Consider the following 23,696-nt stretch of genomic DNA (forward strand, 5'->3'; position numbering starts at 1 on the left):
GGTGGCCGCCTCTCGGTGTTTTCGAGGCACGCGCCGCGTCGCCTCGAAGCAGCAAGAAACGGGCCGCGCACAACGACGATGCGCGTCCCGAGACGAAGATGAAACAAGAAGGAGGCCCCACATGGAGGGTCCCGAGATCCAGTTCGCCGAAGCCGTTATCGACAACGGCTCGTTCGGCACCCGCACCGTCCGCTTCGAGACGGGCCGCCTGGCCAAGCAGGCCAATGGCGCCGTCATGGCATACCTCGACGACGACACATGCCTGCTGTCGACGACGACGGCCAGCAAGCAGCCGAAGGAGCACTTCGACTTCTTCCCGCTGACGGTCGATGTCGAGGAGCGCAGCTACGCCGCCGGCAAGATCCCCGGCTCGTTCTTCCGCCGCGAGGGTCGCCCCTCGACGGACGCCATCCTCACCTGCCGTCTCATCGACCGCCCGCTGCGCCCGGCCTTCAAGAAGGGTCTGCGCAACGAGGTCCAGGTCGTCATCACCGTGCTCGCGCAGAACCCGGACGTGCAGTACGACGTCCTCGCGATCAACGGTGCGTCCGCATCGACGCAGATCTCCGGTCTGCCGTTCACGGGCCCGATCGGTGGCGTCCGCGTCTCCCTCATCGACGGCCAGTGGGTCGCGTTCCCGAACTTCTCCGACATCGAGCGCTCGGCGTTCGACATGGTCGTCGCCGGCCGCATCGTGGGTGATGATGTCGCCATCATGATGGTCGAGGCGGAGTCGACGGAGTCGACGTGGAACCTCGTGAAGAACGGCACGCAGGCCCCGACCGAAGAGGTCGTCGCCGAGGGCCTCGAGGCCGCGAAGAAGTTCATCCGCGTTCTGTGCGAGGCCCAGATGGAGCTCGCGAAGCAGGCGGCCAAGGAGGTCCAGGACTTCCCGGTCTTCCTCGACTACCAGGACGACGTGTACGAGGCCGTCGCGAAGGACGGCACCGACCAGACGGCCGCCGCGATGACGATCGCGGGCAAGGCCGAGCGCGAGAGCAAGCTCGACGAGATCAAGGACGCGCTCAAGGCCGAGCTGGCCGGCGAGGGCAAGCCGTTCGAGGGCCGCGAGTCCGAGGTCTCCGCCGCGTTCCGCTCGCTGCAGAAGCAGCTCGTGCGCGAGCGCATCCTGCGCGACAAGGTCCGTATCGACGGCCGCGGCCTCGCCGACATCCGCGCGCTCTCGGCCGAGGTCGAGGTGCTGCCGCGCGTGCACGGTTCCGCGATCTTCGAGCGCGGCGAGACGCAGATCATGGGCGTCACGACGCTCAACATGCTGCGCATGGAGCAGCAGATCGACTCGCTGTCGCCGAGGACGCGCAAGCGTTACATGCACCACTACAACTTCCCGCCGTTCTCGACGGGTGAGACGGGTCGCGTCGGTTCGCCGAAGCGTCGCGAGATCGGCCACGGCGCGCTCGCCGAGCGTGCGCTCATGCCGGTGCTGCCGACGCGTGAGGAGTTCCCGTACGCCATCCGTCAGGTCTCCGAGGCACTCGGCTCGAACGGTTCGACGTCGATGGGTTCGGTCTGTGCCTCGACGCTGTCGCTGCTCAACGCCGGTGTGCCGCTGCGCGCGCCCGTCGCCGGTATCGCGATGGGTCTCGTCTCCGCCGAGATCGACGGTGAGACGCAGTACGCCGCGCTCACCGACATCCTCGGCGCCGAGGACGCGTTCGGCGACATGGACTTCAAGGTCGCCGGTACGCGCGAGTTCGTCACGGCCATCCAGCTCGACACGAAGCTCGACGGCATCCCCGCGCAGGTGCTCGCCGGCGCGCTGACGCAGGCCCGCGACGCGCGTCTGCACATTCTCGACGTCATGAACGAGGCGATCGACGCTCCCGACGAGATGTCGCCGTTCGCTCCGCGCGTGCTCGCCGTCAAGATCCCCGTCGACAAGATCGGTGAGGTGATCGGCCCGAAGGGCAAGATGATCAACCAGATCCAGGAGGACACCGGCGCCGACCTGTCGATCGAGGACGACGGCACGGTCTACATCGGTGCGACGGACGGCCCGAGCGCCGAGGCCGCGCGCAACGCCGTCAACGCCATCGCGAACCCGCAGATGCCGGAGGTCGGCGAGCGCTTCCTCGGCACCGTCGTCAAGACGACGACGTTCGGCGCGTTCGTCTCGCTCCTGCCGGGCAAGGACGGCCTGCTGCACATCTCCGAGGTGCGCAAGCTCGTCGGCGGCAAGCGCATCGACGCCGTCGAGGACGTCCTCAAGATCGGCCAGAAGGTCCAGGTCGAGCTCAAGGAGATCGACCCGCGCGGCAAGCTGTCGCTCGGTGTCGTCGAGGAGGCCAGGGCCGACGACGCGCCCGAGGCGCCGAACGAGACGACGCCGGCCGCTCCGGCCGACGTCGACGCCGACAGCGCTGACGCCGCCGCGAAGATCGCCGACGCTGCGGGCCACATGGACTCCGGTCACGCGAGCGACGAGGACGGCGAGCGCAAGCCGCGTCAGCGTCGTCGTGGCGGCCGTGGCCGTGGCCGTGGCAACGACGCTGCCGAGGGCCGCGGTGACGCCGCGTCCGACCAGCTCGTCGACGCCGGTGACGACGACCAGGCGGCATCCGCGACGTCCGAGGACGCCTGAGCCGCTCACGTGAGGGAGCGCGCCCACCGTTGAGGTGAGCTGCTCCGTCCGACGAACCCGCCCCCGATCCGCGCCCCGCGGCTCGGGGGCGGGTTCGTCATCTCACCCGTGTGGGGCGCATGGGATGATGCGCAGGTGAACTCAGTGGAGCGTGCCGACGGGTTCCAGCGTCGACATCCGGCGCTGGGCTACCCGATCGGTGTCATCTACAAGTTCGTCGACGACCAGGGCGCCTACCTCGCGGCGCTGATCACGTACTACGGGTTCCTGTCGATCTTTCCGCTCCTGCTGTTGCTGCAGTCGGTTCTCGGCTTCGTCATCGACGGTGACGACCGGCTGCGTCAGCAGATCCTCGACTCGGTGCTCGCGCAGATCCCGGTGCTCGGGCCGTCGCTGCACTCCGCGTCGATCGAGTCGCTGACGGGCAGCGTGTCGGCCATCGTCATCGGCGCGATCGTGGCGCTCTACGGTGGCCTCGGCGTGGCGCAGGCGATCCAGCACACGAGCAACCACTGCTGGGCGGTGCCGCGCAACAGCCGCCCGAACCCGATCCTCATGCGCGTGCGCAGTGGCGCCATCATCATGTTCCTCGGGGCGGCGCTCATCGCCATCGGCATCCTGCCGACGCTGTGGAAGCCGTTGCAGAGCTGGGCGTGGTTGCTCAACGTCGTGTTCGGCACGGGCATCTTCCTGCTGCTCATGAAGATGACGAACGCGCGCGGAGAGGGCTGGGGGCGTCTCGCGCCGGGCGCGTTCTTCATCAGCATCGCGTGGCAGTTCTTCGTCGCGAACAGCACGACCTTCACGAACATCTTCGGGGCCCGTTCGACAGGCACCTACGGCACGTATGGCGGCATCCTGACGCTGCTGCTTGCCAGTTACCTCATGTCGTTGTCGTTCGTCATCGGCACCGAGATCAACGTCGTGCTGCACAAGCATCTGTACCCGCGTTCCCTCATGACACAGTTCACCGACGACGTCGAGCTGACGCTCGCCGACCAGCAGGCGTACGCGGGGCAGGCGCAGATGCAACGGTTCAAGAACTACGAATCCATCGACGTCGTCTTCGACAAGGACGGCGATGGTCTCGCCGATCAGCCCTCGGATCTCGACGTGCGGTGGAAGGATGCGGTGCGGGCCCACGACGACTGGTTGCAGACTCGCCACCCGATGCGCCCGAGCGGCATGTGGGGCCTGAACGCCGAGAACGAGGATCGCAGCAGCGCGGACGGGAGCGAATGATGGGGGAGCAGACCATGGTGACGAACGAGAATGACACGGTGATGCAGACCAGCGACGAGCCGATCGTCCTGGGGCCGATGGTGCGCTACACCAGTGAATGCGAAGCGTCGATGTGGGTCGAGACCCGCGACGCCGGGGAGGTCGCCGTCATCACCGACGGTGGGCGCTGGAGCGCGCGCACGTTCGGCGCGCACGGGCATCACTACGCCCTCGTGATCCTGGACGGTCTCGAGCCGGGGCGGACGTACGGCTACCGCGTCGAGGTGAACGGCGAACAGGCGTGGCCCCTGGCGGACTCGCCGTTCCCCGACCCGTTCTTCAAGACGCTGCTGCACTCGCGCCCCACGAAGATGGCGTTCGGCAGCTGCCGCACGAGCGAACCGCACGATGGGAAGAGCAACCGCAAGAACGGCATCGACTCGCTGCGCGCCGTCGCGCACGAGATCGCCCGCGACCCTCACGACGAGCGGTGGCCCGACCTCGTCGTGCTGCTCGGCGACCAGGTCTACGCCGACGAGACGTCGGAGGCGATGCAGGAGTACATCGAGGCGCGCCGCGGGCTCGACGCGCCGCCCGGCGAGGAGCTCAAGGACTACGTCGAGTACGCGCACCTGTACCGCCTCGCCTACAGCGAACCGGCAGTGAGGTGGCTGCTGTCGACGCTGCCGAGCGCGATGATCTTCGACGACCACGACGTGCGTGACGACTGGAACACGTCGCAGACGTGGCACGAGAAGATGAACGCGACGCCCTGGTGGCACGAGCGCATCGTCGGCGCGCTCGGGTCGTACTGGGTCTATCAGCACTGTGGCAACCTCTCGCCCGAGGCGCTCGCCGATGACGAGCTGTGGCAGCTCATCACGTCGCACACCGGGGACGACGAGCTCGACATCAGCGCCGCCGTCGACGCGTTCGCCGAGTGGGTTGACGAGGACCCGACGACGTACCGCTTCTCCTACACCCGTGATCTGGGCGAGTCGAAGCTCATCGTCGTCGACTCGCGGGCGGCGCGCGACCTACGTCCCGATCACCGCGCGATGCTCGACGCGGACGAACTGCGCTGGCTCGATGACGAGTTGCGCGGCGACGTCGAGCACCTGTTCATCGGGACCTCGCTGCCGTTCTTCATGCCCGAGGGCCTGCACATGCTCGAGGCGCTCGACGAGGCCGCGGCCGAGGGGGCGTGGGGCCGTCCGGCGACGTTCTTGGGGGAGAAACTGCGTCAGGCCGTCGACCTCGAGCACTGGGCGGCGTTCAGCGACACGTTCTTCAAGGTCAGCGACATGCTGTTCGAGGTGGCGCGTGGTGAGCGTGGCCGAGCGCCGAGGACGATCACGTTCCTGTCGGGCGACATCCACAACTCGTTCCTGTCGGAGGTCAACGGCGGCGAGGAGCTGACGTCGCGCATCTTCCAGGCCGTCTGCTCGCCGATCCGCAACCCGCTGCCGCGCCACGTGCGCGCGCTGCAGGCGATGATCGGCAAGGGCCTCGCGTTCCCACTGCGCGCCGTCGTCGAGCGCACGAGCGTGCGCACGCCGGCGTTCCGCTGGCGCACGACGCACGGGCCGTGGTTCGACAACAACCTCGCAGTCGTCGAGGTGACGGGCGACGGTCTCGACTTCCGCTGGCTGACCGGCGAGATCCGCGACGGCGACCTCGAGCACCCGCACACGCGGGTCGTCAGCGACATCCGCATCGAGGGTGACGGTGAGTCGAAGCGTCTCGACACGTGGCAGCCACTCGGCATTCGGATCCTGACGCGCGTGGCGCACCTTCGTCGATAGGGTCGCGTCCATGAGCGAGACGATCAAGGTTGCAGTCATCGGTGCCGCCGGGCGCATGGGCAGCGAGGCGGTCAAGGCCGTCGAGGCCGCGGACGACATGACGTTCGTCGGTGGCTTCGACGCCGGGGACGACCTGGGCGACCTCGGGGGTGCCGACGTCGCGATCGAGCTGACGGTGCCCGCCTCGTCCCCGACGAACGTCGCGCACTGCATCGAGCGCGGCGTCAGCGTCGTCGTCGGCACGACGGGGTGGGACGACGCGAAGCTCGCAACGCTGCGGGCGCAGCTCGACGCGGCGCCCGGCGTCGGTGTGCTCATCGCTCCGAACTTCTCGATCGGCGCGCTGCTCATGATGAAGTTCGCCCGCGAGGCGGCGAAGTTCTACGAGAGCGTCGAGGTCGTCGAGATCCACCACCCGAACAAGGTCGACGCGCCGTCCGGCACGGCCGCGCACACGGCGCGCGCCATCGCCGAGGCACGTGAGCAGGCGGGGCTGGGGCCGGTGCCAGACGCGACGGAATCCGACCCCGACGGCGCGCGCGGCGCCCGCGTCGACGGCATCCCGGTGCACGCGATCCGCATGCGCGGGCGCGTCGCGCACCAGGAGGTGCAGTTCGGCGCCGAGGGTGAGGCCCTGACGATCCGTCACGACAGCTTCGAGCGCGTCAGCTTCATGCCGGGCGTGCTGACGGGCGTGCGCGGCGTCGTCACGACCCCGGGGCTCACGGTGGGCCTGGAGAACTTTCTCGGGCTCTGAGCTCGGATGCTCCATCCGGGCCTGAGGTCCGCCCGGGCGGTGCGCCGACAGCCTCCGTCCGCGTGAACGTCGAAGGCCCGGACGGTCGCGCTGGCGTCGCCTGCCGGACACCTGGGCGTCAGGTCGGGGCCACGTCGCGCGGCTAGCGTTCTGGAATGCTCGATGCCGTGCTCGCGCCGCTCGAACACCTCATGACGTCGTGGTGGATCTACCCGGCGCTCTTCGGCCTGTGCACGCTCGATGCGTTCGTGCCTGTTTTTCCCAGCGAAGCCCCGCTCATCCTCGCCGGGGTGTACGCCGCGTCCGATCCGAACGGGCCGCAGCTCGTGCTCGTCGTGCTCGTGGCCACGCTGGGGGCGGCACTGGGCGATCACCTCTCCTACGGCATCGGCCGGGTCGTCGGTGCGCGCTCGCTCGGGGCGCACGGTTCGCGGCGTGCTCGCACGTTCGAGAAGGTCTCGCGCGTGCTGCACGAACGAGGGTCGTGGGCGTTGCTCGTCGTGCGCTTCATCCCGGGCGGACGCAGCGTCGGCACGATGTCGCTCGGCGCTGCACGCTACCCGCTCCTGCGGCAGTTCACGCCCTACGACCTGCTCGCGACGCTGCTGTGGGCCCTGCACGGTTGCCTCATCGGCTACATCGGCGGCCGTGCGTTCGGCGACAACCACCTCGCGGGCATCCTCACCGGCATGGGGCTCGCGATGGCGGTCGCGGCGCTGCTCGAAGGCGTTCGCCACGTCCGAACGAAACGCCGCGTGACGCGCGAACGCCGCGCCGCGAGTGGTGATTCCACCCGAGACGCGGCGTCGTCCGTCGAGGTCAGTCAGTCGTGACGATGACGTGCAGGCGCCGCGGGCCGTGCACCCCTTCGACGCGGTCGAGCTCGATGTCGCTCGTCGCGCTCGGACCGGAGATCCACGTCAGCGGATGCCCCGCCTCGACGCTCGCGCGCAGGGCGCTGACGGCGGCCGGCACGTCCGTGTGGATCTGGTCGGCCCGCACGAGACAGACGTGCAGATCGGGCACGAGCGTCAGCGCACGACGCCCCTGCCCCGCAGTGTGATCGAGGACGATCGTGCCCGTCTCGGCGATGGCCGCGGCACACGTCGTGACGACCGCCTCGATGGCGTCGAGACCGTCGGGCGTGCCCGGGTCTTCGCGCGCCATCGACGCATCGACCGCGCCGACGACTGCCTCGGGCAGCCCGGCCGGCAGCAGGACGCCGTTCGCGCCCTCGAGCGCCGCGGCGACACGCGCGCCGGCGTCAGCTGCCGAGGCACGTTCGACGACCGCCTTGTAGTCCTCGGTGCGCTCGACGAACAGGTCGACGAGGTCGGGCGACCCCGCCGCGGGGGTGACGTCGGCCGCAGCGCTCGAACCGTCCGCATCAGGTGTCGTCGCCTGGGCGCCGACGCTGCCCGACGACGAATCCCGCTGCGTCGTCGCCGAATCGGCCCGCTGCGACGACGTGCTCGTCACCCCGGCGTTCGCGTTGGCCGTCCGGATGCGCTGCAGGATCTCCTCGCGTGCGCTGCTCATGCCTCGTCCTCGCTGTCGCTGGTGGGGTGGGGGAGCCCGGCGTCGCGGGCGCTCGTGCCGTAGTGGCCCTCGACGTCGACTCCGGCGCGGTTCGGACGCGACCCCGCTGCGGCCCGGCCGCTCTCGTCGAGCCGGCCGCCGTCGGTGCGCGCGTACCACTCGCGGAACGTCTCGGTCGGGGGAGCGGGGATGTCACGCGCGGCGCTCCACGGCGCGAGGGGCCCGGGAATCGCGCCGAGGTAGGAGACGTCCTCACGCTTGAAGACCTTGCCGGCCACCGTCGCGAGCGTCTGCAGACGCCCCATGCGCTTGCCGGAGGCGAGCGCCCATTCGGCGCCCGCGATGGCGGTGCGCTCGAAGCTCGGGACGCGCGAGGCGGCGCGCTTCTTCTCGACGACCTGCGTGCGCAGTTCGACGAGGATCTTCGGAAAGTCGATCTTGACGGGGCACACCTCGCTGCACGCGCCGCACAGGGACGACGCGAAGGGCAGCGCCTTGTCGCGATCGGAGTCGAGGCCGCGCATCTGCGGGGTGAGGATGGCGCCGATCGGTCCGGGGTAGACGCTCGTGTAGGCGTGCCCGCCCGCGCGTTCGTAGACGGGGCAGACGTTGAGGCACGCCGAGCAGCGGATGCAGCGCAGCGCCTCGCGCCCGACGGTGTCCGACAACACGCGCGTGCGGCCGTTGTCGACGAGCACGACGTGGACGTCCTGCGGGCCGTCGGCCTCGCTCGACCCCGTCCACATCGACGTGTAGGGATTCATGCGCTCACCGGTCGACGAACGTGGCAGCAGTTCGAGCATCACGGCGAGGTCGTCCCACGTCGGCAGCACCTTCTCGATGCCGACGACGGAGATGAGCGTCTCCGGCAGCGTCAGGCACATGCGTCCGTTGCCCTCGGACTCGACGACGGCGAGCGTCCCCGTCTCCGCGACGGCGAAGTTGGCGCCCGAGATCGCGACCTTGGCGCGCAGGAACTTTTCGCGCAGGTGACGACGGGCAGCGTCGGCGAGCGCGGCGGGATCGTCGCTCAGGTTCTCGGGGGCCGGGCGGCCGACCTCGCCCATCTCGGTGCGGAAGATGTCGCGGATCTCGCTGCGGTTCTTGTGGATCGCGGGCACGAGGATGTGCGACGGGCGGTCGTGGCCGAGCTGGACGATGAGCTCGGCGAGGTCGGTCTCCCACGCGTCGATGCCCGCGGCTTCGAGGGCCTCGTTGAGCTCGATCTCCTGCGTCGCCATCGACTTGACCTTGACGACTTCCTGCGTGCCTGTCGCCTTGACGAGGTCGACGACGATGCGGTTGGCCTCCTCGGCGTCACGCGCCCAGTGGACCGTCGCGCCGGCGCGCGTCAGCGACTCCTCGAGCGTGACGAGCAGCGTGTCGAGGTCGGCGAGCACGTCGTCCTTGACGGCGGCGCCGCGCGTGCGCAGTTGCTGCCAGTCGTCGACCTCGCCGACGACCTCGGCGCGCTTGGCGCGGATCGTGCCGGTCGCGTGACGCAGGTTGGCGCGCAGTTGGGCGTCGTCGAGGGCGTACTTCGCCTCGTGCGGGAAGGCGGGCATCCCGACGAACGTCGCGGTCGTCGTGCCGACGGGCAGACCCGCGTCGGCGGCGGTGCGGGGCTGGCAGCTCATGCGGGGTCCTGTTCGGTCGAGGCGAGCACTTCGGCGAGGTGGATGGTCTTGACGCCGGTGCGTCCGCGGTGCAGCAGTCCGGCGATGTGGGCGAGGCACGAGTTGTCGCCGGCGACGACGTACTCCGCGCCCGTCTCGACGACGTGGCGCGCCTTGTCGTTTCCCATGGCGACGGAGACGTCCGGGTTCTTGACGCTGAACGTGCCCCCGAAACCGCAGCACTGCTCGGCGGCGGGCAGCTCGCGCAGGTCGGCACCGGCGACCGCGCGCAGCAGCTGCAGCGGACGGTCGCCGACGCCGAGCATGCGCAAGCTGTGGCAGGTGGGGTGGTAGGTGATGCGGTGCGGGAAATAGGCGCCGACGTCAGTGACGCCGAGCACGTCGACGAGGAACTCGGACAGTTCGAGCACCCGCGGGGCGAGCGCGTCGACCTCGCGGGCGAGGCCCTGGTCGCCGACCCGCTCGGCGATCATCTCGTGCTGCTCGCGGACGGATCCGGTGCAGGAGCCGGAGGGGGCGACGACGTAGTCGAACGCGTCGAACGTGTCGACGAACCCGCGCACGAGGCCCTTAGCGTCGTTCGCGTACCCGGTGTTGGTGAACATCTGGCCGCAGCAGGTCTGCTCGGTGGGGAACTCGACGTCGACCCCGAGGCGGCGTAGGAGCTTCACCGTCGCGATCGGCGCCTTGGGAAACATCGTGTCGTTGAAGCAGGTCGCGAAGATCGCGACGCGTGGGCGGGTGGGGGCGATCGTCACGACGGCATCCTTAATGGTCTGACCAATGTGCTGCGTCTCACTCTAGAAGTATGACCCCCGACGGTCAAGAAGTCGAGGCCACGTATCATGCCGCCCATGACCCACCCCTGCGCGCCCGCCTTGCCCCAATCGGGCTCGCCGCCCGCAGCCGAGGAATCCGGTCTGTCGAATCGGGGGCAGCCGGCGTCGGATTCAACTCCCGCGTCAGACGCGGCGCCCGCCCAGGTCGAGACTCCGGCTGCCGCGCCGGGTGCCAACCCGGTCGCGTCACGATCGGGGCGTGCCTACGAGGGTGTCGTGCAGTGGGTCGAGGACGGCATCGTCTCGGGCCGTCTGCGTGTCGGCGACGTGCTGCCCGCCGAGCGTGACCTCGCCGCGCAACTCGCCGTCAGCCGTGCCGTGGTGCGTGAGGGCGTGCGCGCCCTGCATGCCATCGGGGTCGTCGACTCGCGCGTCGGAGCCGGTGCGGCTGGCGGCACCGTCATCACGGCCGTGCCGACGGAGGCGCTCAACCGGTTCTTGCGCATGCACGTGGCGCTCGCGCAGTTCAGCCTCCTCGACGTCGTCGACGTGCGCTGCAGCCTCGAGGGCCTGTCGGCGCGGCTGGCCGCGCGCAACGCGACCGACGCCGACCATGCGCGCCTCGCCGACCTGATCACCGCGATGCGTGACGACGACCTGCCGCCCGATGTCTTCAACGCGTGCGACACCGATTTCCACGTCGCCATCGCGCGGGCCGCGGGCAACGCGCTCGCCACCGACCTCACCGTTGCCATCCGCGAATCCATGCGCAGCCCCATCCGTCACGGCATGAACCACGTCGACGACTGGCCGGCTGTGCGCGCGCGGTTGCGCGAGGAGCACGAGGCCATCGCCGCGGCGCTCGCGGACGGCGACGGCTCACGCGCCGCCGATCTGCTCGACGCGCACATCCGACGCGCGAGCGAGCAACTCCTCGGGGACGGCGCGCAGGCAGCCGGCGACACCGCCTGACGGGACGACTTGCGCTGGTCGGTGCTCGCGTGGCGGAGGCGAGGCCCACGGTGGCGATCCTGTGGACCGCGCCGACGCCCGGGCGGGCAGTGCACGCGGGGGGGCCGCCGTCAGCGCGTGAGGACGATGGCCGCCGCGATGAAGTGGGCGATGAACGCGGCGACGGTGCAGGCGTGGAAGATCTCGTGAAAGCCGAACACGCGCGGCCACGGATCAGGGCGTTTGAAGCCGTAGACGACCGCTCCGAGCGTGTAGAGGATGCCGCCCGCGGCGATGAGCGTCATGACGAGGGTGCCGCCCGCGGCGTGCAACGGCCCGGCGTAGAAGATCGCGACCCAGCCGAGCGCGACGTAGATCGGCGTGTAGAGCCAACGCGGCGCATGCACCCAGAACGTGCGGAAAGCGACGCCGAGCAGCGCGCCGACCCACACGATGACGAGCAGACTCACCCGTTGCCGGCCCGCGAGCAGTGTCAGCGCGAACGGCGTGTACGTGCCGGCGATGATGAGGTAGATGTTCGAGTGGTCGAGGCGGCGCAGGATCGTGTCGGCGCGCGGGCTCCAGTATCGGCGGTGATACAGCGCCGACGTGCCGAACAGCATCGTCGCCGTAGCACCGAGGACGAGCGCCCCGACGCGCGCCGGGGTCGTGTCGGCGAGCAGGCCGAGCACGAGACAACCGATGAGGCACAGGGGCGAGAGGACGAGGTGCAGCCACCCGCGCAGCAGGGGTTTCATCGCCACCGCCAGGGCCTCGCCCGCGAGGTGCTCACCATGTTCGCCGTGCCCAGTGGACTCGCCGTGCCCGTCAGGCAGAGCCGACCGTGTGGGTTCATGGATCATCGGGTCGAGGGTCATGGCGTCGGGGTTCGTGTTGTCGGCGTTCGTCGGTTCGGCTGCTGCGGGTTGCGGACGGTCGGTTGCGGGGGTGTTCACTGCGGGGTCCTCGATCGGTCGGCGATCAGCCCGAGCGTCAGCTCCAGGCCGGTGCGGGCGTCGGTGAGCGTGTCACCGTAGTGTTCGCGCAGGGTGCCCAGGCGGTAGCGCACCGTCTGGGGGTGGACGTGGAGGGCCTCGGCGACCTCCTCGCGGCGTCCGTGGTGCAGCAGCCAGGCGAGCAGCGTCTCGGCGAGCACGGCCCGCTTGGCCTCCGAGACGTCGGCAAGCGGCGCCAGGGCGCGCTCGCGCAGCATCTGCGCGATGAGCGGGTCGGCGTCGAGGATCAGTTCGGGCAGCAGCGTGTCGGCGTCCGCCGGTTCACTCACCCGGGCGAATCGCAGCGCGCGTCGGGCGCGCGTCACCGATTCGGCGGCGCGGCTCCAGGCGAGCGTCGGCCCGAGGGCTGCTGTGGTCGTAGCGCAGGCAGCGAGGACGCGCGCGCGGTTGCCGGGTGGGAGGTCGGGCACGAGGACGAGCGGCGAGCCGTCCGGGGTGCGCGACCACAGGGCCTTCTCACCGACGGCGCTCGCGACGGCCGCCGGGGCGTCGCCCGTCAGTGCCAGCGCCGTGAGGGTGCGCGGCGGGTTCCAGTGAGCCCGTTCGGCGAGATGCTCGAGCGTGTCGGGCTGGTCGCCCGCGACGAGTGCCGCCGCCAGCTGGTCGCGTCGGCGCGCGAGCTCACGGGTGCGGGCCGTCATGGCCGCGGTGTGGCCGGCGAGGCTCTCGACGGACAACTCGTCGATGAACGCGAACGTGCCCGCAGCGAGGCTCGCGATGCTCGCGGCCGACTCGCCCTGCGCGACGGCGCGTTCGGCGAAGTGCGTCCACGCCTCGCGGGCGCCGACGCGGTAGGCCGTGAGCAGCGCGTCGCTCGAGCGCCCCGTCTCCGCCTCGCCCTGGCCGAGGCGGTAGGCGCCGGTGCGCATGGCCGTGGCGGACGTCGTGTCGCCGTCGTCACCGAGGGTGTCGAGGAAGGCCGCGAGGGCCATCGCGACGGCCGCCTCGATGTTCGCGCGCAGTGTGTCGCCGAACTCGCGGTCGTAGCCGGGCACCTCTCGGATGATGGCCTCGACGCACCCGCTGGCCGTGTTCGGCAGGTGCTCTCGCAGGGTGGCAATGGTGTCTTGCCGCAGAGTCGACATGTTCACACTCTACGAACAAATCCCGAAAAGATCATGTGAGGTCGCGGTCAAGAATTATCAGCTGTGCGCCAAATACGCTGGTCGCATGCCGCACGCTGTCTCCTCATCAACCACGATGGCCCGCTCGTCGGACGAGCGGCGGGCCTCCGCCCGCCTGAAGCATCTCGCCTGGAACGCCGTGCGCACCCTGACGACGCCGCTGCTGCCCGACGACTACCTCGACCTCGTCGACCCGCTGCGCAGCCCCCGCTACCTGCGCGCCCGCGTCGTCGACGTGCACCCCGAGACGGCGGACGCCGCGACCGTCACGCTGCAGCCGGGCCTCGGTTGGGCAGGGCACGTGCCGGGGCAGTTCATCCGCGTCGGCGTCGACGTCGACGGGGTGCGCCTGTGGCGCGCGTACTCGGTGACGTCGGGGCCGCGCGACGACGGGCGCATCACGATCACCGTCAAGTCGCTCTCCGGCGGGCTCGTCAGCTCCCACCTGCACGAGTCGTTGCGCTCCGGCCAGATCGTGCACCTCGAACAGGCGAGCGGCGAGTTCGTCTGGACGGGAGGTGTCGAGCCGACGCTGTACGTCACCGGCGGCTCCGGCATCACCCCCGTCATGGGCATGCTGCGCCACCGTCTCGCCGCCGAGGGCGAGCGTTCCGACGGCGAACGCACGCACGACATCGTCGTCGTGCACTCGGCCGGCCACCCCGAGGACGTCATCTTCGCCGACGAGCTGCGCGGGCTGCACGAGCGTGGCGCCATCACCCTCGTCGAGCGCCACACACGCCTCGAGGGCCGGCTCGAACCGGCCGAGCTCGACCATCTCGTACCCGACTGGCGCGATCGTGAGGTGTACGCGTGCGGCCCCGCCGGGATGCTGCGGATGCTGCGCGAGTTCGCCGAACTCAATGGCGTCGAGGACAAGCTGCACACCGAGAACTTCGTCGTCGAGCTCGCCGAACCGGGGGAGGGCGGCACCGCGACCATCGTCATGGGCACGACGACGCGGGAGGTCGCCGTCAGCGGCGAGACGTCGATCCTCGACGCGGCCGAGGCCGCCGACATCCTCGTGCCGAGCGGGTGCCGCATGGGCATCTGTTACGGCTGCGTGCTGCCGCTGCGTTCCGGCGCGGTGCGCGACATGCGCACCGGCGAGGTGGCGAGCGGCACTGACGGCGACGGCGTCATGGTGCAGACCTGCATCTCCTCCGCCGCCGGGGACTGCACGATCGGACGCTGAACTCGACGCCTGTGCAGGGCGCCGGCCGGGCGCGAGATCGGCTCGGGGCGCCTCACGACGAACCACGACCACGACGAACCACGACCACGACGAACCACGACCATGACGAACCGCACGACGAGAACGACGAAGAAGGATGGTTGTCGCATGACCGCACTGCAGAAGAAGGACCACAACCCGATCGCTCACCTGAGCCGCGCCGACGTCGAGCGTCTCGGTGAGGAGCTCGACGCGGTGCGTGCACGGGTGGTCGAGAGCCGGGGCGAGAAGGACGCGGCGTACATCCGTCGTGTCATCCAGGTGCAGCGTGGCCTCGAGATGGGGTCGCGGGCACTGTTGTTGTTCTCGAAGAAGAAGCCGGCGTTCGTCATCGGGACGGCGGGGCTCGCCGTGGCGAAGATCCTAGAGAACATGGAGATCGGCCACAACGTCATGCACGGCCAGTGGGATTGGATGCGCGACCCGAAGATCCACTCGAGTACGTGGGAGTGGGACAACGCCTCGCCCGCCGACCTGTGGAAGCACAGCCACAACGAGCTGCACCACACGTACACGAACGTCATCGGGCGCGACAACGACCTCGGGTTCGGCATCATGCGCGTCGACGAGGATCAGAAGTGGGTGCCGTTCTACCTCGCACAGCCGATGTGGAACTTCATCAACGCGTGCTTCTTCGAGTACGGCATCGCCGCGTACGACCTGGAGATCGGCAAGTACCTCAAGGGGCGCAAGGACAAGGACGTATTCGCCCGCGACGGTCGCAAGGTGCTGCACAAGATCCGTGAGCAGGTGACGAAGGACTACATTGCGCACCCGCTGCTCTCGGCGCTGACGGGGTCGGGCAAGCAGACGATCAAGGCGAACTTCATCGCGAACCTCACGCGCAACCTCTGGACACACTCGGTCATCATGTGCGGACACTTCCCGAGTGGTGTCGAGACGTTCACGAAGAAGTCGATCGTCGGGGAGACGCGCGGCGACTGGTACCTGCGCCAGATGCTCGGTTCGGCGAACATCAGCGGTTCGCGGGCCATGCACATCGCGACGGGCAACCTGAGCTACCAGATCGAGCACCACATGTTCCCCGACCTGCCGAGCAACCGGTACGCGGAGATCAGCGAGCAGGTGCAGGACATCGCTCGCCGCTACGGGTTGTCCTACGTGACGGGGCCGCTGCCGAAGCAGATCGCGTCGGCCTGGTGGGCGATCATCCGCCTGTCGCTGCCGAACGAGTACGCCGCGAAGCTCGAGCGGAAGCCCCAGAACGTCACGCAGCTCGTGCAGCGGCAGGTGCAGCCCCAAGCCGCCTGAGTCTCGCCATGGGCTGACGAGCACCTCCTTGCTCGCTTTGCTGCCGAGGAGGTGCTCGTCTTGGCCACTCTGAGGATGCCAGATGTCGATGAGGTCGTCCACGAGCGCCTGCGCCGTCAGGCTGCGGAGCCTGGACGTTCCGTCGAGGCCGAGGTGCGGGCGATTCTCGCGGCAGCGACCCACGTGCCGGAGAAGAATTTCTTGCAGACGCTGCGTGAGCGCACGCGACCGCCCACGTTCTCGCGAGTGGCACGTCGGTCGGGCGGGTCATGGGAACGGTGGATGCCCAGATCGCCGGTATCGCTCTGGCCGCCGGCTCTGCACTCGCCACGCGCAACGCGAACGATTTCGTCGGGGTCGGCGGGCCGCGCCTCATCGATCCCCTCGAAAGCTCGTCCTGAGGTCTCACTCCACCAGAGGGAGCGAGACATGAATCCAGGAGCGTCGGCTCAGAACAACCGGATGATCGCGGCCGTCGCGGCCACGACGATGACGACGACGATGAATGGCGCGCGCAGAACCAGGGCGATGATCGCTGCGACGGCCGCCGCTGCGCGCGCGTCGATGACGACCCGGCCGCCGTCGCCGACGAACGCCTGGACACACACGAGGCCGGTGAGCAACGCCACCGGTAGCAGCGCGACGATGTTGGACGTCCGCTTGCCCTCGAGGTAGCGCGGCGGCACGAGATAGCCGATGAACTTGAGCACGAACGACAACGCGCTCGCGAGCAGAACCGTCGTCCATGTGCTCATGTCGTCGATCCGATCCGGCCGGCGTCGGACGGGCCACCGCGCGTCGCGCCGTCACCGGGCGCATCGGCGCGAGACGTCTCGACGCCGGGAACGTCGGCGCTCGACTCGCAGTCGGCCGAGGGGGAATCGTGCCGTGTCGAGTACCACCAGCCGACGACGACGGCCGCGACGACCGTCGCGAGAACGGGCACGCCGGCCTGCGTGAGCGGCGACAACCCGAGCGCGATGCACGCGGCGAGCGCCGCCGTCACCTTGCCCTGCAGCGTGCCGAGGCGCGGCCACAGCAGCGCCATGAAGGCGCCGACGGCGGCGGCGTCGAGGCCGTACTTCTTCGGGTCGCCCATCGCGTTGCCGGCGACTGTGCCGACGAACGTCATCGTGTTCCACATGACGTAGACGCCCAGGCCCGTCCACCAGAATCCGGTGCGTGACAACTGTTCGGTGGGGCGCCCGACCGACATGGCGGCCGACTCGTCGATCGTCACCTGCGCGGCGAGGAGGCGTCGCAGCCCGCGCGGGCGCAGGAACTGGTTGATCTGCAGACCATAGATGCCGTTGCGCACGCCGAGCAGTGACGACGTCGCGACGGCCGACGCTCCCGACCCACCGCCACCGAGCACCCCGACGACGGCGAACTGCGAACCGCCGGAGAACAACAGCAGCGACAGCGCCATCGTCTGCCAGGTCGTGAGGCCCGCAGCGATGGCGAGCGCGCCGAAGCTGACGCCGTACACGCCCGTCGCGATCGCGAGGGAGACCGAGTCCTTCTTGACGGCCGCGGCATCCTCGTGGAGGGCGTCGGGATGGTCGTGGTCGGAGTGGTCGCCAGGGGTGTGCGCCGTCCGGTGATGACGGACTTCGACGGGCGCGTCACCTCCCGACGTCTCGCGCCGGGCGTCGCTCACGAGGTGCGGCGTTCGTACATGACGAGCGTGAACCCGTCGCGCGGTGCGCGCTGCGTCTCGACCCACACGGTCGGGTCGATCGTGGGGAAGTGGGCGTCGCCCTCAGGCGCGAGGGGGATCTCGCTGATGAGCAGACGGGTGACGTGGTCCATCGTCGCGGCGTAGATCTGCGCGCCGCCGACGACGAACGCGTCCTGGCCGGCGACCTGTTCGAGGGCTTCGTCGACAGAGTGAACGACGGTGACGGACGTGTCGTCACGCGCCGGCTGTGCGGGGGCGAACTCGGGATCGTGCGTCACGACGATCGAGCGGCGCCCGGGCAGGGTGCCCATCGTCGCGAACGTCGTGCGCCCCATGATCATGGGGTGAGCCATCGTCGTCGCCTTGAAGTGCGCGAAGTCGGCGGGGATGTTCCACGCCATGTCGCCGCCCGTGCCGATGACGCCGTTCTCGGCGACAGCGGCGATGCTCGTCAGCTGGGGCGCATCGCTCATACCGCCACCTGGGCCTTGATCGCGGGGTCGGCCTCGTAACCGTCGAGGCGGATGTCGTCGAGCTCGAACGCGTCGAGCGCCGTCACGTCGGGGTTGAGCACGAGCGTCGGCAGCTGCTTCGGCGTACGTGTCAGCTGGAGGCGCGCCTGGTCGAGGTGATTGACGTAGAGGTGCGCATCGCCGAGCGTGTGGACGAAATCGCCCACCGCGAGGCCCGTGACCTGCGCGACCATGTGGGTCAGGAGGGCATACGAGGCGATGTTGAACGGGACGCCGAGGAAGACGTCACCACTGCGCTGGTAGAGCTGGCACGACAGCTTTCCGTCGGCGACGTAGAACTGGAACATCGTGTGGCACGGCGGCAGCGCCATGTCGTCGACGTCGGCGACGTTCCACGCCGAGACGATGTGACGACGGCTGTCGGGGTTCGTGCGAATCGACTCGACGACGCGCGCGATCTGGTCGATCGTCTCGCCGTTCGGCGTCGGCCACGAGCGCCACTGGTGGCCGTAGATCGGCCCGAGGTCACCGTCGGCGTCGGCCCATTCGTCCCAGATCGAGATCTTGCGCTCGTGCAGCCATGCGACGTTCGTGTCGCCGCGCAGGAACCACAGCAGTTCGCCGAAGATCGAGCGCAGGTGCAGCTTCTTCGTCGTGAGAACGGGAAACCCCTGGGACAGGTCGAAGCGCATCTGATGACCGAAGACGCTGAGCGTCCCCGTGCCCGTGCGGTCGTCCTTGCGGGTGCCCTCGTCGAGAATGCGCCTCAGCAGTGCGTGATATTGCTCCACGCGCCTCACTGTAGGACGCGCCGGTGACAAGGCGCCTGCGGCGTCCGCTTCGTGGTGGCGAGTTGGTGGTGGCGACGTCGCGCGCGGCGGGCGTCCGCACACGTGGACGCTCGTGCACTAACCTGGGCGCATGACGACGACGACACCTTTCGGGCGCATGGTCACGGCCATGGTGACGCCCATGAAACCGGACGGCTCGATCGACTACGACGGAGTGAAGAAGCTCGCCGAGCACCTCGTCGCGAACGGGCACGACGGCCTCGTCGTCAACGGCACGACGGGGGAGTCGGCGACGACGACCGACGAGGAGAACATCGAGACGGTGCGCGCCGTCGCCGACGCCGTCAAGGGCCGCACAGCGATCACCGCCGGGGTCGGTACGAACGACACCGCGCACTCGGTACGCGCCGCCAAGGCACTCGCGGACGCTGGGGCGGACGCCGTCCTCGTCGTCACGCCGTACTACAACAAGCCGACGCAGGCGGGCATCGTCGAGCACTTCAAGGCCGTCGTCGGCGCCACCGACCTGCCGGCCATGGCCTACGACATCCCCGGGCGCTCGGGGACGGCGCTCGCGAGCGACACGATCCGTCAGCTCGCGACGATCGACCAGGTGCGCGCGGTCAAGGATGCCAAGGGCGACTTCTTCGAGGCGACGAAGCTCATGGACGAGACCGACCTGCTGTGGTACTCGGGCGACGACGTCGTCAACCTCGCGTGGCTCGCGCTCGGCGCCGTCGGCGTCGTCTCCGTCGTCGGCCACGTGGCGGGCAACGAGTTCCGCGCGATGATCGAGGCTGTCGACGCGGGCGACCTCGCGACGGCGCGCGCCATCCACACCAAGCTCATCCCCGCGATCGACGCGCTGATGAACACCTCTCAGGGCGCCATCATGGTGAAGGCCGCCCTCAAGGAGCAGGGCGTCATCGACTCCGACGCCATCCGCCTGCCGCTGCTGCCCGCGGACGAGGCGATGTACGCCGTCCTGCGTGACGGCCTGACGAAGGCGGGGCTGCTGTGATGGAGAGTTCGCTCGAACTCGGCCCGCCGCCCGCGCTGGCGAAGAACGGTGCGCGCGTCATCGCGCTCGGCGGTCTCGGCGAGGTCGGCCGCAACATGACGGTCGTCGAGTACGGCGGACGCCTGCTCATCATCGACTGTGGTGTCCTCTTCCCCGAGGATCACCCGGGCGTCGATCTCATCCTGCCCGACTTCGACTACCTCAAGGATCGCCTCGACGACATCGAGGCCATCGTTTTGACGCACGGTCACGAGGACCACATCGGCGCGGTGCCGTACCTGCTGCGCATGAAGAACGACATCCCGCTCATCGGCTCGACGCTGACGCTCGCGCTCATCGAGGCGAAGCTCAAGGAGCACCGCATCCGCCCGTACACGATGGCGGTGAAGGAGGGCCAGCTCGAGAAGATCGGCCCGTTCGACTGCGAGTTCGTCGCCGTCAACCACTCGATCCCCGACGCGCTCGCCGTCTTCGTCCGCACGCCCGCAGGCAACCTGCTGTGCACCGGCGACTTCAAGATGGACCAGCTTCCGCTCGACGGCCGCATCACCGACCTGCGCGCGTTCGCGCGGCTCGGTGAGGAGGGCGTCGACCTGTTCCTCACCGACTCGACGAACGCCGAGGTGCCCGGCTTCACGACGCCGGAGAAGGACATCACGCCCGCGATCGAGCGCGTCTTCGAGAAGGCGGAGCGACGCATCATCGTCGCCTGCTTCTCCTCGCACGTGCACCGCGTGCAGCAGGTGCTCGACGCCGCCGAGGCCCACGGGCGCAAGGTCGCGATGGTCGGGCGCTCGATGGTGCGCAACATGACGATCGCCGCCGACCTCGGCTACCTCAAGGTGCCCGACAACGTGCTCGTCGACATCAAGAAGCTCGAGCAGATGCCCGAGGACGAGCAGGTGCTCATCTGCACCGGCTCGCAGGGTGAGCCGATGGCGGCGCTCGCGCGCATGGCGAACCGCGACCACCGTATCGACGTGGGGGAGGGCGACACCATCCTCATGGCGAGCTCGCTCATCCCGGGCAACGAGAACGCCGTCTACGGCCTCATCAACGGCCTCATGCGTCTCGGCGCCAATGTCGTGCACAAGGGCAACGCGATGGTGCACGTGTCCGGCCACGCCTCCGCCGGCGAGCTGCTGTACTGCTACAACGTCGTCAAGCCGAAGAACGTCATGCCGATCCACGGCGAGTGGCGTCACCTCGTCGCCAACGGCAAGCTCGCCGCCGCGACGGGTGTGCCGAGCGACCAGGTGCTGCTCGCCGAGAACGGCGTCGTCGTCGACCTCGTCAACGGCAAGGCTGCCATCACGGGCGCGGTGCCGGTCGGGTACGTCTACGTCGACGGTTCGCTCGTCGGTACGACCGACGAGGACATGCTCAAGGACCGCCGCATCCTGCGTGACGAGGGCTTCGTCACCGTCATCGTCGTGCGCGACGCGAAGACGGGCGCGATCCTCGCCGGCCCGGACATCCGCACGCGCGGCTTCGCCGAGGGCGACGAGGTGTTCGACCGCGTCCGGCCGAAGATCGAGCAGGCGCTGCTCGAGGCACGCAACAAGGGTGTCAAGGACAGCCACCAACTGCAGCAGGTCATCCGGCGCGCCGTGGGCGGTTTCGTCGGCGGCAAGCTGCGCCGCCGACCGATGATCATCCCGGTGGTCATCGACGCCTGACGCTTCGGGGGTATGTCAGGGGGTCGTGTGAGGCGGCTGAGATCGCCTCTGGCTGCCATCTCGGATGAATGAAGGGTGCGACGCGTGTGACGCGTCGCACCCTTCGTCCGTTGGGGTGCAACTGGATTCGAAATGGACGTCGAGGTTTGTTATTGAGCGTGGTCAAAAAAACTCGCATGAGCGCGCGAGCGGGCCCTTCGACAGGAGCCACCGCGTCGGCATCCCGTATCTGACGAAATGCGGCGGTGAGCCCCTCGCTGGGGCCCACCGCCGCTCGTTCTCCTCACCAGGGGCGGGGCTCTGAGAGGTCTCGTCGGTCGGTGACGGGGCTCCACCCGAGGCCCGGGGTGTGGGTGTAGTCGAAGGCGGGCCCATGGGTGACGAGAGCACGCACGGCGTCGACGAGGCGTCGTGCGTGCTCTGTCGTCGTGGCGAGACCGATCGAGGCGCGCACTGCCGTCGCGCCCTCGCCGAGGCGCGCGTCGCAGAGCAGGTGAGCGCAGAATCGCCCGTCGCGCACAGCGATGCCGTGCTCGTCTGCGAGCACCTGAGCGACGAGCGTCGGGTCGTATCCGGCGACGGTGAACGTCGTGACGCCGACGTTGTCGCTCGCATTCCGCCTTGGCGCGCCATCGTCGAGGTGAGCGTCCGCGGCATTCTGCTCGTCGAAGAGTTCGACGATCCTCACGCCGTCGATCGAGGCGAGACCGTCGCGGACGATGGCGTGGATCTTCTCCTCGCGCGCCTCGGCTTCGCCGCGCTGCGCGGACAGCGTCGAGGCTGCGGCCGCGAGCGCGATGGCCCCGACCGCGTTCGGGGTGCCGCCCTCGTGGCGTGCGGGCGCGGGCGCCCAGGCGACGTCGCCGGCGCCTGACGCATCTTCGCTGACGCGGTGGCTCGCGCCGCCGGCGCGGAAGTACGGAGGGGCGGTGTCGAGCCAGTCGCGGCGCCCGACGAGGGCTCCTGAACCGTACGGCGCGTAGGCCTTGTGGCCGGACAGAGCGACGTAGTCGATGCCCCAGGCGTCGATGTCGACGCGGCGGTGCGGGGCGAGCTGCGCGGCGTCGAGAGCCGTCCGCGCCTCATGCCGGCGGGCGACGGCGGCGAGGCGCTCGATGGGCCACACCTCGCCCGTCACGTTGCAGGCGCCGGTGATGAGGACCAACACGGGAGCATCGTTGTGGGCGCGGAATTCCGCCAGAGCGACGTCGAGGTAACCCTCAGCCTCGGCGTGAGAGTGAGGGATCGGCAGCCGCGTCGTCCGCTCGTCCGCCCACGGCAGCAGCGCTGCGTGGTGCATCGAGCGGAACACGAAGACCTGCGTCTGTTGCGGCAGACAGTGGGCCAACAGGTTGAGCGCGTCCGAGGTGTTGCGCGTGAAGACGGTCACGTCGTCCTCGCGCGCGCCGACGAACGCGGCGACCTCCTGCCGAGCCTCCTCGTACCACCGGGTCGTCAGCTGCGACGCCCGTCCCGCACCGCGATGCACCGAACCGTACGTGCGCAGGGTCGTGTCGACGGCCCGTGCGACGGCCTGCAGCGCGGGAGCCGTCGCGCCATGGTCGAAGTTCGCGTGCTCGACGACGCGCCCGTCGAGCGTCGCGACGCCGAGATCGGCGCCGATCGTGGCCAGGGCGACATTGGCCTGCTGCGACGCGTCCGCGCGATGATAGGTAGCCGTGGGCGTCTCGCGACGGGACCCGCCGGGGTGCGCGGGCTGGGTGTGGTGACGCTCGGGGTCCGCGACGGGAGTTCCGGGGGTTACGGCATGAGCGGGGCGGCTCGTGTGGCTCGCAGCGTGGCGGCGCGCGTCGGAGTCAAGGATCGAGAGAATGGCAGAACGGGGCATCGAGGCTCCTCGAGTCAGGGGCCTCGCCGTCGCCAGATGGCTCGGCCCGCGCTTGCCGACACCGGTGCTGGTGGCGGCCAGGTCGTCACCCGGAGCACCCCACCGCGGTGGAGGGTTGCCGTCCAGCAAGCCGGGGCTGTGCGCTGGAACTCATGACCTACGTGAACGCTCGCACCCGGCCCTCCGCCGCGTCCACCGACGAGCGGCCGGAGGTTCGCATCGTGAGATCAACTGTGGCATCGCGGATGGCGAGCGCCGCGCGCAA

21 protein-coding genes, 1 pseudogene and 1 riboswitch are annotated in these 23,696 nt (G+C 69.4%); of the genes and pseudogenes, 12 read left to right on the top strand and 10 right to left on the bottom strand.

Annotated features, from left to right (window positions below; genetic code table 11):
- The first annotated feature begins 121 nt into the window (after positions 1 to 121).
- From ABH936_RS00320 to ABH936_RS00340, 5 genes are all read left to right on the top strand, one after another.
- Positions 122 to 2,602 carry a polyribonucleotide nucleotidyltransferase gene (locus ABH936_RS00320; protein ID WP_404602011.1) on the top strand — a complete coding sequence of 827 codons (2,481 nt, stop codon included), beginning with the start codon at positions 122 to 124 and terminating at the stop codon, positions 2,600 to 2,602.
- Positions 2,603 to 2,737: 135 nt separating this feature from the next.
- Positions 2,738 to 3,844: a YihY/virulence factor BrkB family protein gene (locus ABH936_RS00325; protein WP_165584231.1), complete on the top strand. Its 1,107-nt coding sequence runs from the start codon at positions 2,738 to 2,740 to the stop codon at positions 3,842 to 3,844.
- A 41-nt stretch (positions 3,845 to 3,885) separates the two neighbouring features.
- Entirely contained in the window at positions 3,886 to 5,628 is a 1,743-nt protein-coding gene (locus tag ABH936_RS00330; protein ID WP_404602369.1) for an alkaline phosphatase D family protein, read from the top strand.
- Positions 5,629 to 5,638: 10 nt separating this feature from the next.
- Positions 5,639 to 6,385, top strand: coding sequence for a 4-hydroxy-tetrahydrodipicolinate reductase (gene dapB, locus ABH936_RS00335; RefSeq protein WP_404602013.1), 747 nt, complete (start codon positions 5,639 to 5,641; stop codon positions 6,383 to 6,385).
- Between the two features lie 155 nt (positions 6,386 to 6,540).
- The gene (locus tag ABH936_RS00340) at positions 6,541 to 7,218 is read left to right on the top strand and encodes a DedA family protein (protein WP_165584232.1); all 678 of its coding nucleotides are present in this window, start codon (positions 6,541 to 6,543) and stop codon (positions 7,216 to 7,218) included.
- Here the strand turns inward: ABH936_RS00340 and ABH936_RS00345 are convergent.
- From ABH936_RS00345 to ABH936_RS00355, 3 genes are read right to left on the bottom strand one after another with little or no spacing between them, the layout of a single operon-like run.
- Entirely contained in the window at positions 7,205 to 7,924 is a 720-nt protein-coding gene (locus tag ABH936_RS00345; RefSeq protein ID WP_404602016.1) for a lactate utilization protein C, read from the bottom strand. The two genes, ABH936_RS00340 and ABH936_RS00345, sit on opposite strands and share 14 nt — an antisense overlap.
- The gene (locus tag ABH936_RS00350) at positions 7,921 to 9,561 is read right to left on the bottom strand and encodes a LutB/LldF family L-lactate oxidation iron-sulfur protein (protein ID WP_404602018.1); all 1,641 of its coding nucleotides are present in this window, start codon (positions 9,559 to 9,561) and stop codon (positions 7,921 to 7,923) included. Before ABH936_RS00350 ends, ABH936_RS00345 begins: the two co-directional genes overlap by 4 nt.
- Positions 9,558 to 10,319, bottom strand: coding sequence for a (Fe-S)-binding protein (locus ABH936_RS00355; protein ID WP_165584235.1), 762 nt, complete (start codon positions 10,317 to 10,319; stop codon positions 9,558 to 9,560). The genes ABH936_RS00350 and ABH936_RS00355 overlap by 4 nt, the downstream gene beginning before the upstream one ends.
- Positions 10,320 to 10,415: 96 nt before the next feature.
- Here ABH936_RS00355 and ABH936_RS00360 point away from each other — a divergent pair, with 96 nt between their 5' ends.
- Positions 10,416 to 11,312 (top strand): FadR/GntR family transcriptional regulator, encoded by an 897-nt coding sequence (locus ABH936_RS00360; RefSeq protein ID WP_165584236.1) that lies wholly within the window; start codon positions 10,416 to 10,418, stop codon positions 11,310 to 11,312.
- 110 nt (positions 11,313 to 11,422) lie between these two features.
- Here the strand turns inward: ABH936_RS00360 and ABH936_RS00365 are convergent, their stop codons facing one another.
- Both ABH936_RS00365 and ABH936_RS00370 read right to left on the bottom strand, forming a co-directional pair.
- Positions 11,423 to 12,247: a hemolysin III family protein gene (locus ABH936_RS00365; RefSeq protein ID WP_165584237.1), complete on the bottom strand. Its 825-nt coding sequence runs from the start codon at positions 12,245 to 12,247 to the stop codon at positions 11,423 to 11,425.
- Positions 12,244 to 13,392, bottom strand: a complete 1,149-nt coding sequence (locus ABH936_RS00370; RefSeq protein ID WP_074046020.1) for a helix-turn-helix domain-containing protein — start codon at positions 13,390 to 13,392, stop codon at positions 12,244 to 12,246. Before ABH936_RS00370 ends, ABH936_RS00365 begins: the two co-directional genes overlap by 4 nt.
- An 85-nt stretch (positions 13,393 to 13,477) precedes the next feature.
- Here ABH936_RS00370 and ABH936_RS00375 point away from each other — a divergent pair, with 85 nt between their 5' ends.
- The 4 genes and pseudogenes from ABH936_RS00375 to ABH936_RS00390 all read left to right on the top strand — a co-directional run bounded on the left by ABH936_RS00375 (position 13,478) and on the right by ABH936_RS00390 (position 16,338).
- Positions 13,478 to 14,626, top strand: coding sequence for a ferredoxin reductase (locus ABH936_RS00375; RefSeq protein ID WP_006946368.1), 1,149 nt, complete (start codon positions 13,478 to 13,480; stop codon positions 14,624 to 14,626).
- A 147-nt stretch (positions 14,627 to 14,773) separates the two neighbouring features.
- The gene (locus ABH936_RS00380; protein ID WP_040014897.1) at positions 14,774 to 15,937 is read left to right on the top strand and encodes an acyl-CoA desaturase; all 1,164 of its coding nucleotides are present in this window, start codon (positions 14,774 to 14,776) and stop codon (positions 15,935 to 15,937) included.
- Positions 15,938 to 16,012: 75 nt separating this feature from the next.
- Positions 16,013 to 16,102: pseudogene (locus tag ABH936_RS00385) on the top strand (FitA-like ribbon-helix-helix domain-containing protein); the annotation flags it as partial.
- Between the two features lie 113 nt (positions 16,103 to 16,215).
- On the top strand, positions 16,216 to 16,338 hold the full coding sequence (locus tag ABH936_RS00390; protein WP_143181531.1) for a type II toxin-antitoxin system VapC family toxin: 123 nt from the start codon (positions 16,216 to 16,218) through the stop codon (positions 16,336 to 16,338).
- A 48-nt stretch (positions 16,339 to 16,386) separates the two neighbouring features.
- Here the strand turns inward: ABH936_RS00390 and ABH936_RS00395 are convergent, their stop codons facing one another.
- The 4 genes from ABH936_RS00395 to ABH936_RS00410 are packed head-to-tail and all read right to left on the bottom strand — an operon-like array spanning position 16,387 to position 18,882.
- A complete protein-coding gene (locus ABH936_RS00395) occupies positions 16,387 to 16,692 on the bottom strand; it encodes an AzlD domain-containing protein (RefSeq protein ID WP_006946360.1) in 306 nt (101 codons plus the stop codon).
- Positions 16,689 to 17,597 (bottom strand): AzlC family ABC transporter permease, encoded by a 909-nt coding sequence (locus tag ABH936_RS00400; RefSeq protein WP_404602023.1) that lies wholly within the window; start codon positions 17,595 to 17,597, stop codon positions 16,689 to 16,691. The genes ABH936_RS00395 and ABH936_RS00400 overlap by 4 nt, the downstream gene beginning before the upstream one ends.
- On the bottom strand, positions 17,594 to 18,091 hold the full coding sequence (locus ABH936_RS00405; protein WP_006946351.1) for a dihydrofolate reductase: 498 nt from the start codon (positions 18,089 to 18,091) through the stop codon (positions 17,594 to 17,596). Before ABH936_RS00405 ends, ABH936_RS00400 begins: the two co-directional genes overlap by 4 nt.
- Positions 18,088 to 18,882, bottom strand: coding sequence for a thymidylate synthase (locus tag ABH936_RS00410; protein ID WP_074046017.1), 795 nt, complete (start codon positions 18,880 to 18,882; stop codon positions 18,088 to 18,090). The genes ABH936_RS00405 and ABH936_RS00410 overlap by 4 nt, the downstream gene beginning before the upstream one ends.
- Positions 18,883 to 19,012: 130 nt before the next feature.
- Between ABH936_RS00410 and dapA the strand changes: the two genes are divergently transcribed.
- Positions 19,013 to 19,903 carry a 4-hydroxy-tetrahydrodipicolinate synthase gene (gene dapA, locus ABH936_RS00415; protein WP_404602026.1) on the top strand — a complete coding sequence of 297 codons (891 nt, stop codon included), beginning with the start codon at positions 19,013 to 19,015 and terminating at the stop codon, positions 19,901 to 19,903.
- Positions 19,903 to 21,582 (top strand): ribonuclease J, encoded by a 1,680-nt coding sequence (locus ABH936_RS00420; protein ID WP_404602028.1) that lies wholly within the window; start codon positions 19,903 to 19,905, stop codon positions 21,580 to 21,582. The genes dapA and ABH936_RS00420 overlap by 1 nt, the downstream gene beginning before the upstream one ends.
- A gap of 283 nt (positions 21,583 to 21,865) precedes the next feature.
- Here ABH936_RS00420 and ABH936_RS00425 read toward each other — a convergent pair whose 3' ends face one another.
- Positions 21,866 to 23,431, bottom strand: a complete 1,566-nt coding sequence (locus ABH936_RS00425) for an aminotransferase class V-fold PLP-dependent enzyme (RefSeq protein ID WP_404602030.1) — start codon at positions 23,429 to 23,431, stop codon at positions 21,866 to 21,868.
- A gap of 43 nt (positions 23,432 to 23,474) precedes the next feature.
- Positions 23,475 to 23,589, bottom strand: a riboswitch (SAM riboswitch).
- Positions 23,590 to 23,696 lie beyond the last annotated feature (107 nt).

It is taken from the genome of Dermacoccus sp. GAS27A (genome assembly GCF_044909235.1).
GTDB lineage: Bacteria > Actinomycetota > Actinomycetes > Actinomycetales > Dermatophilaceae > Dermacoccus > Dermacoccus nishinomiyaensis.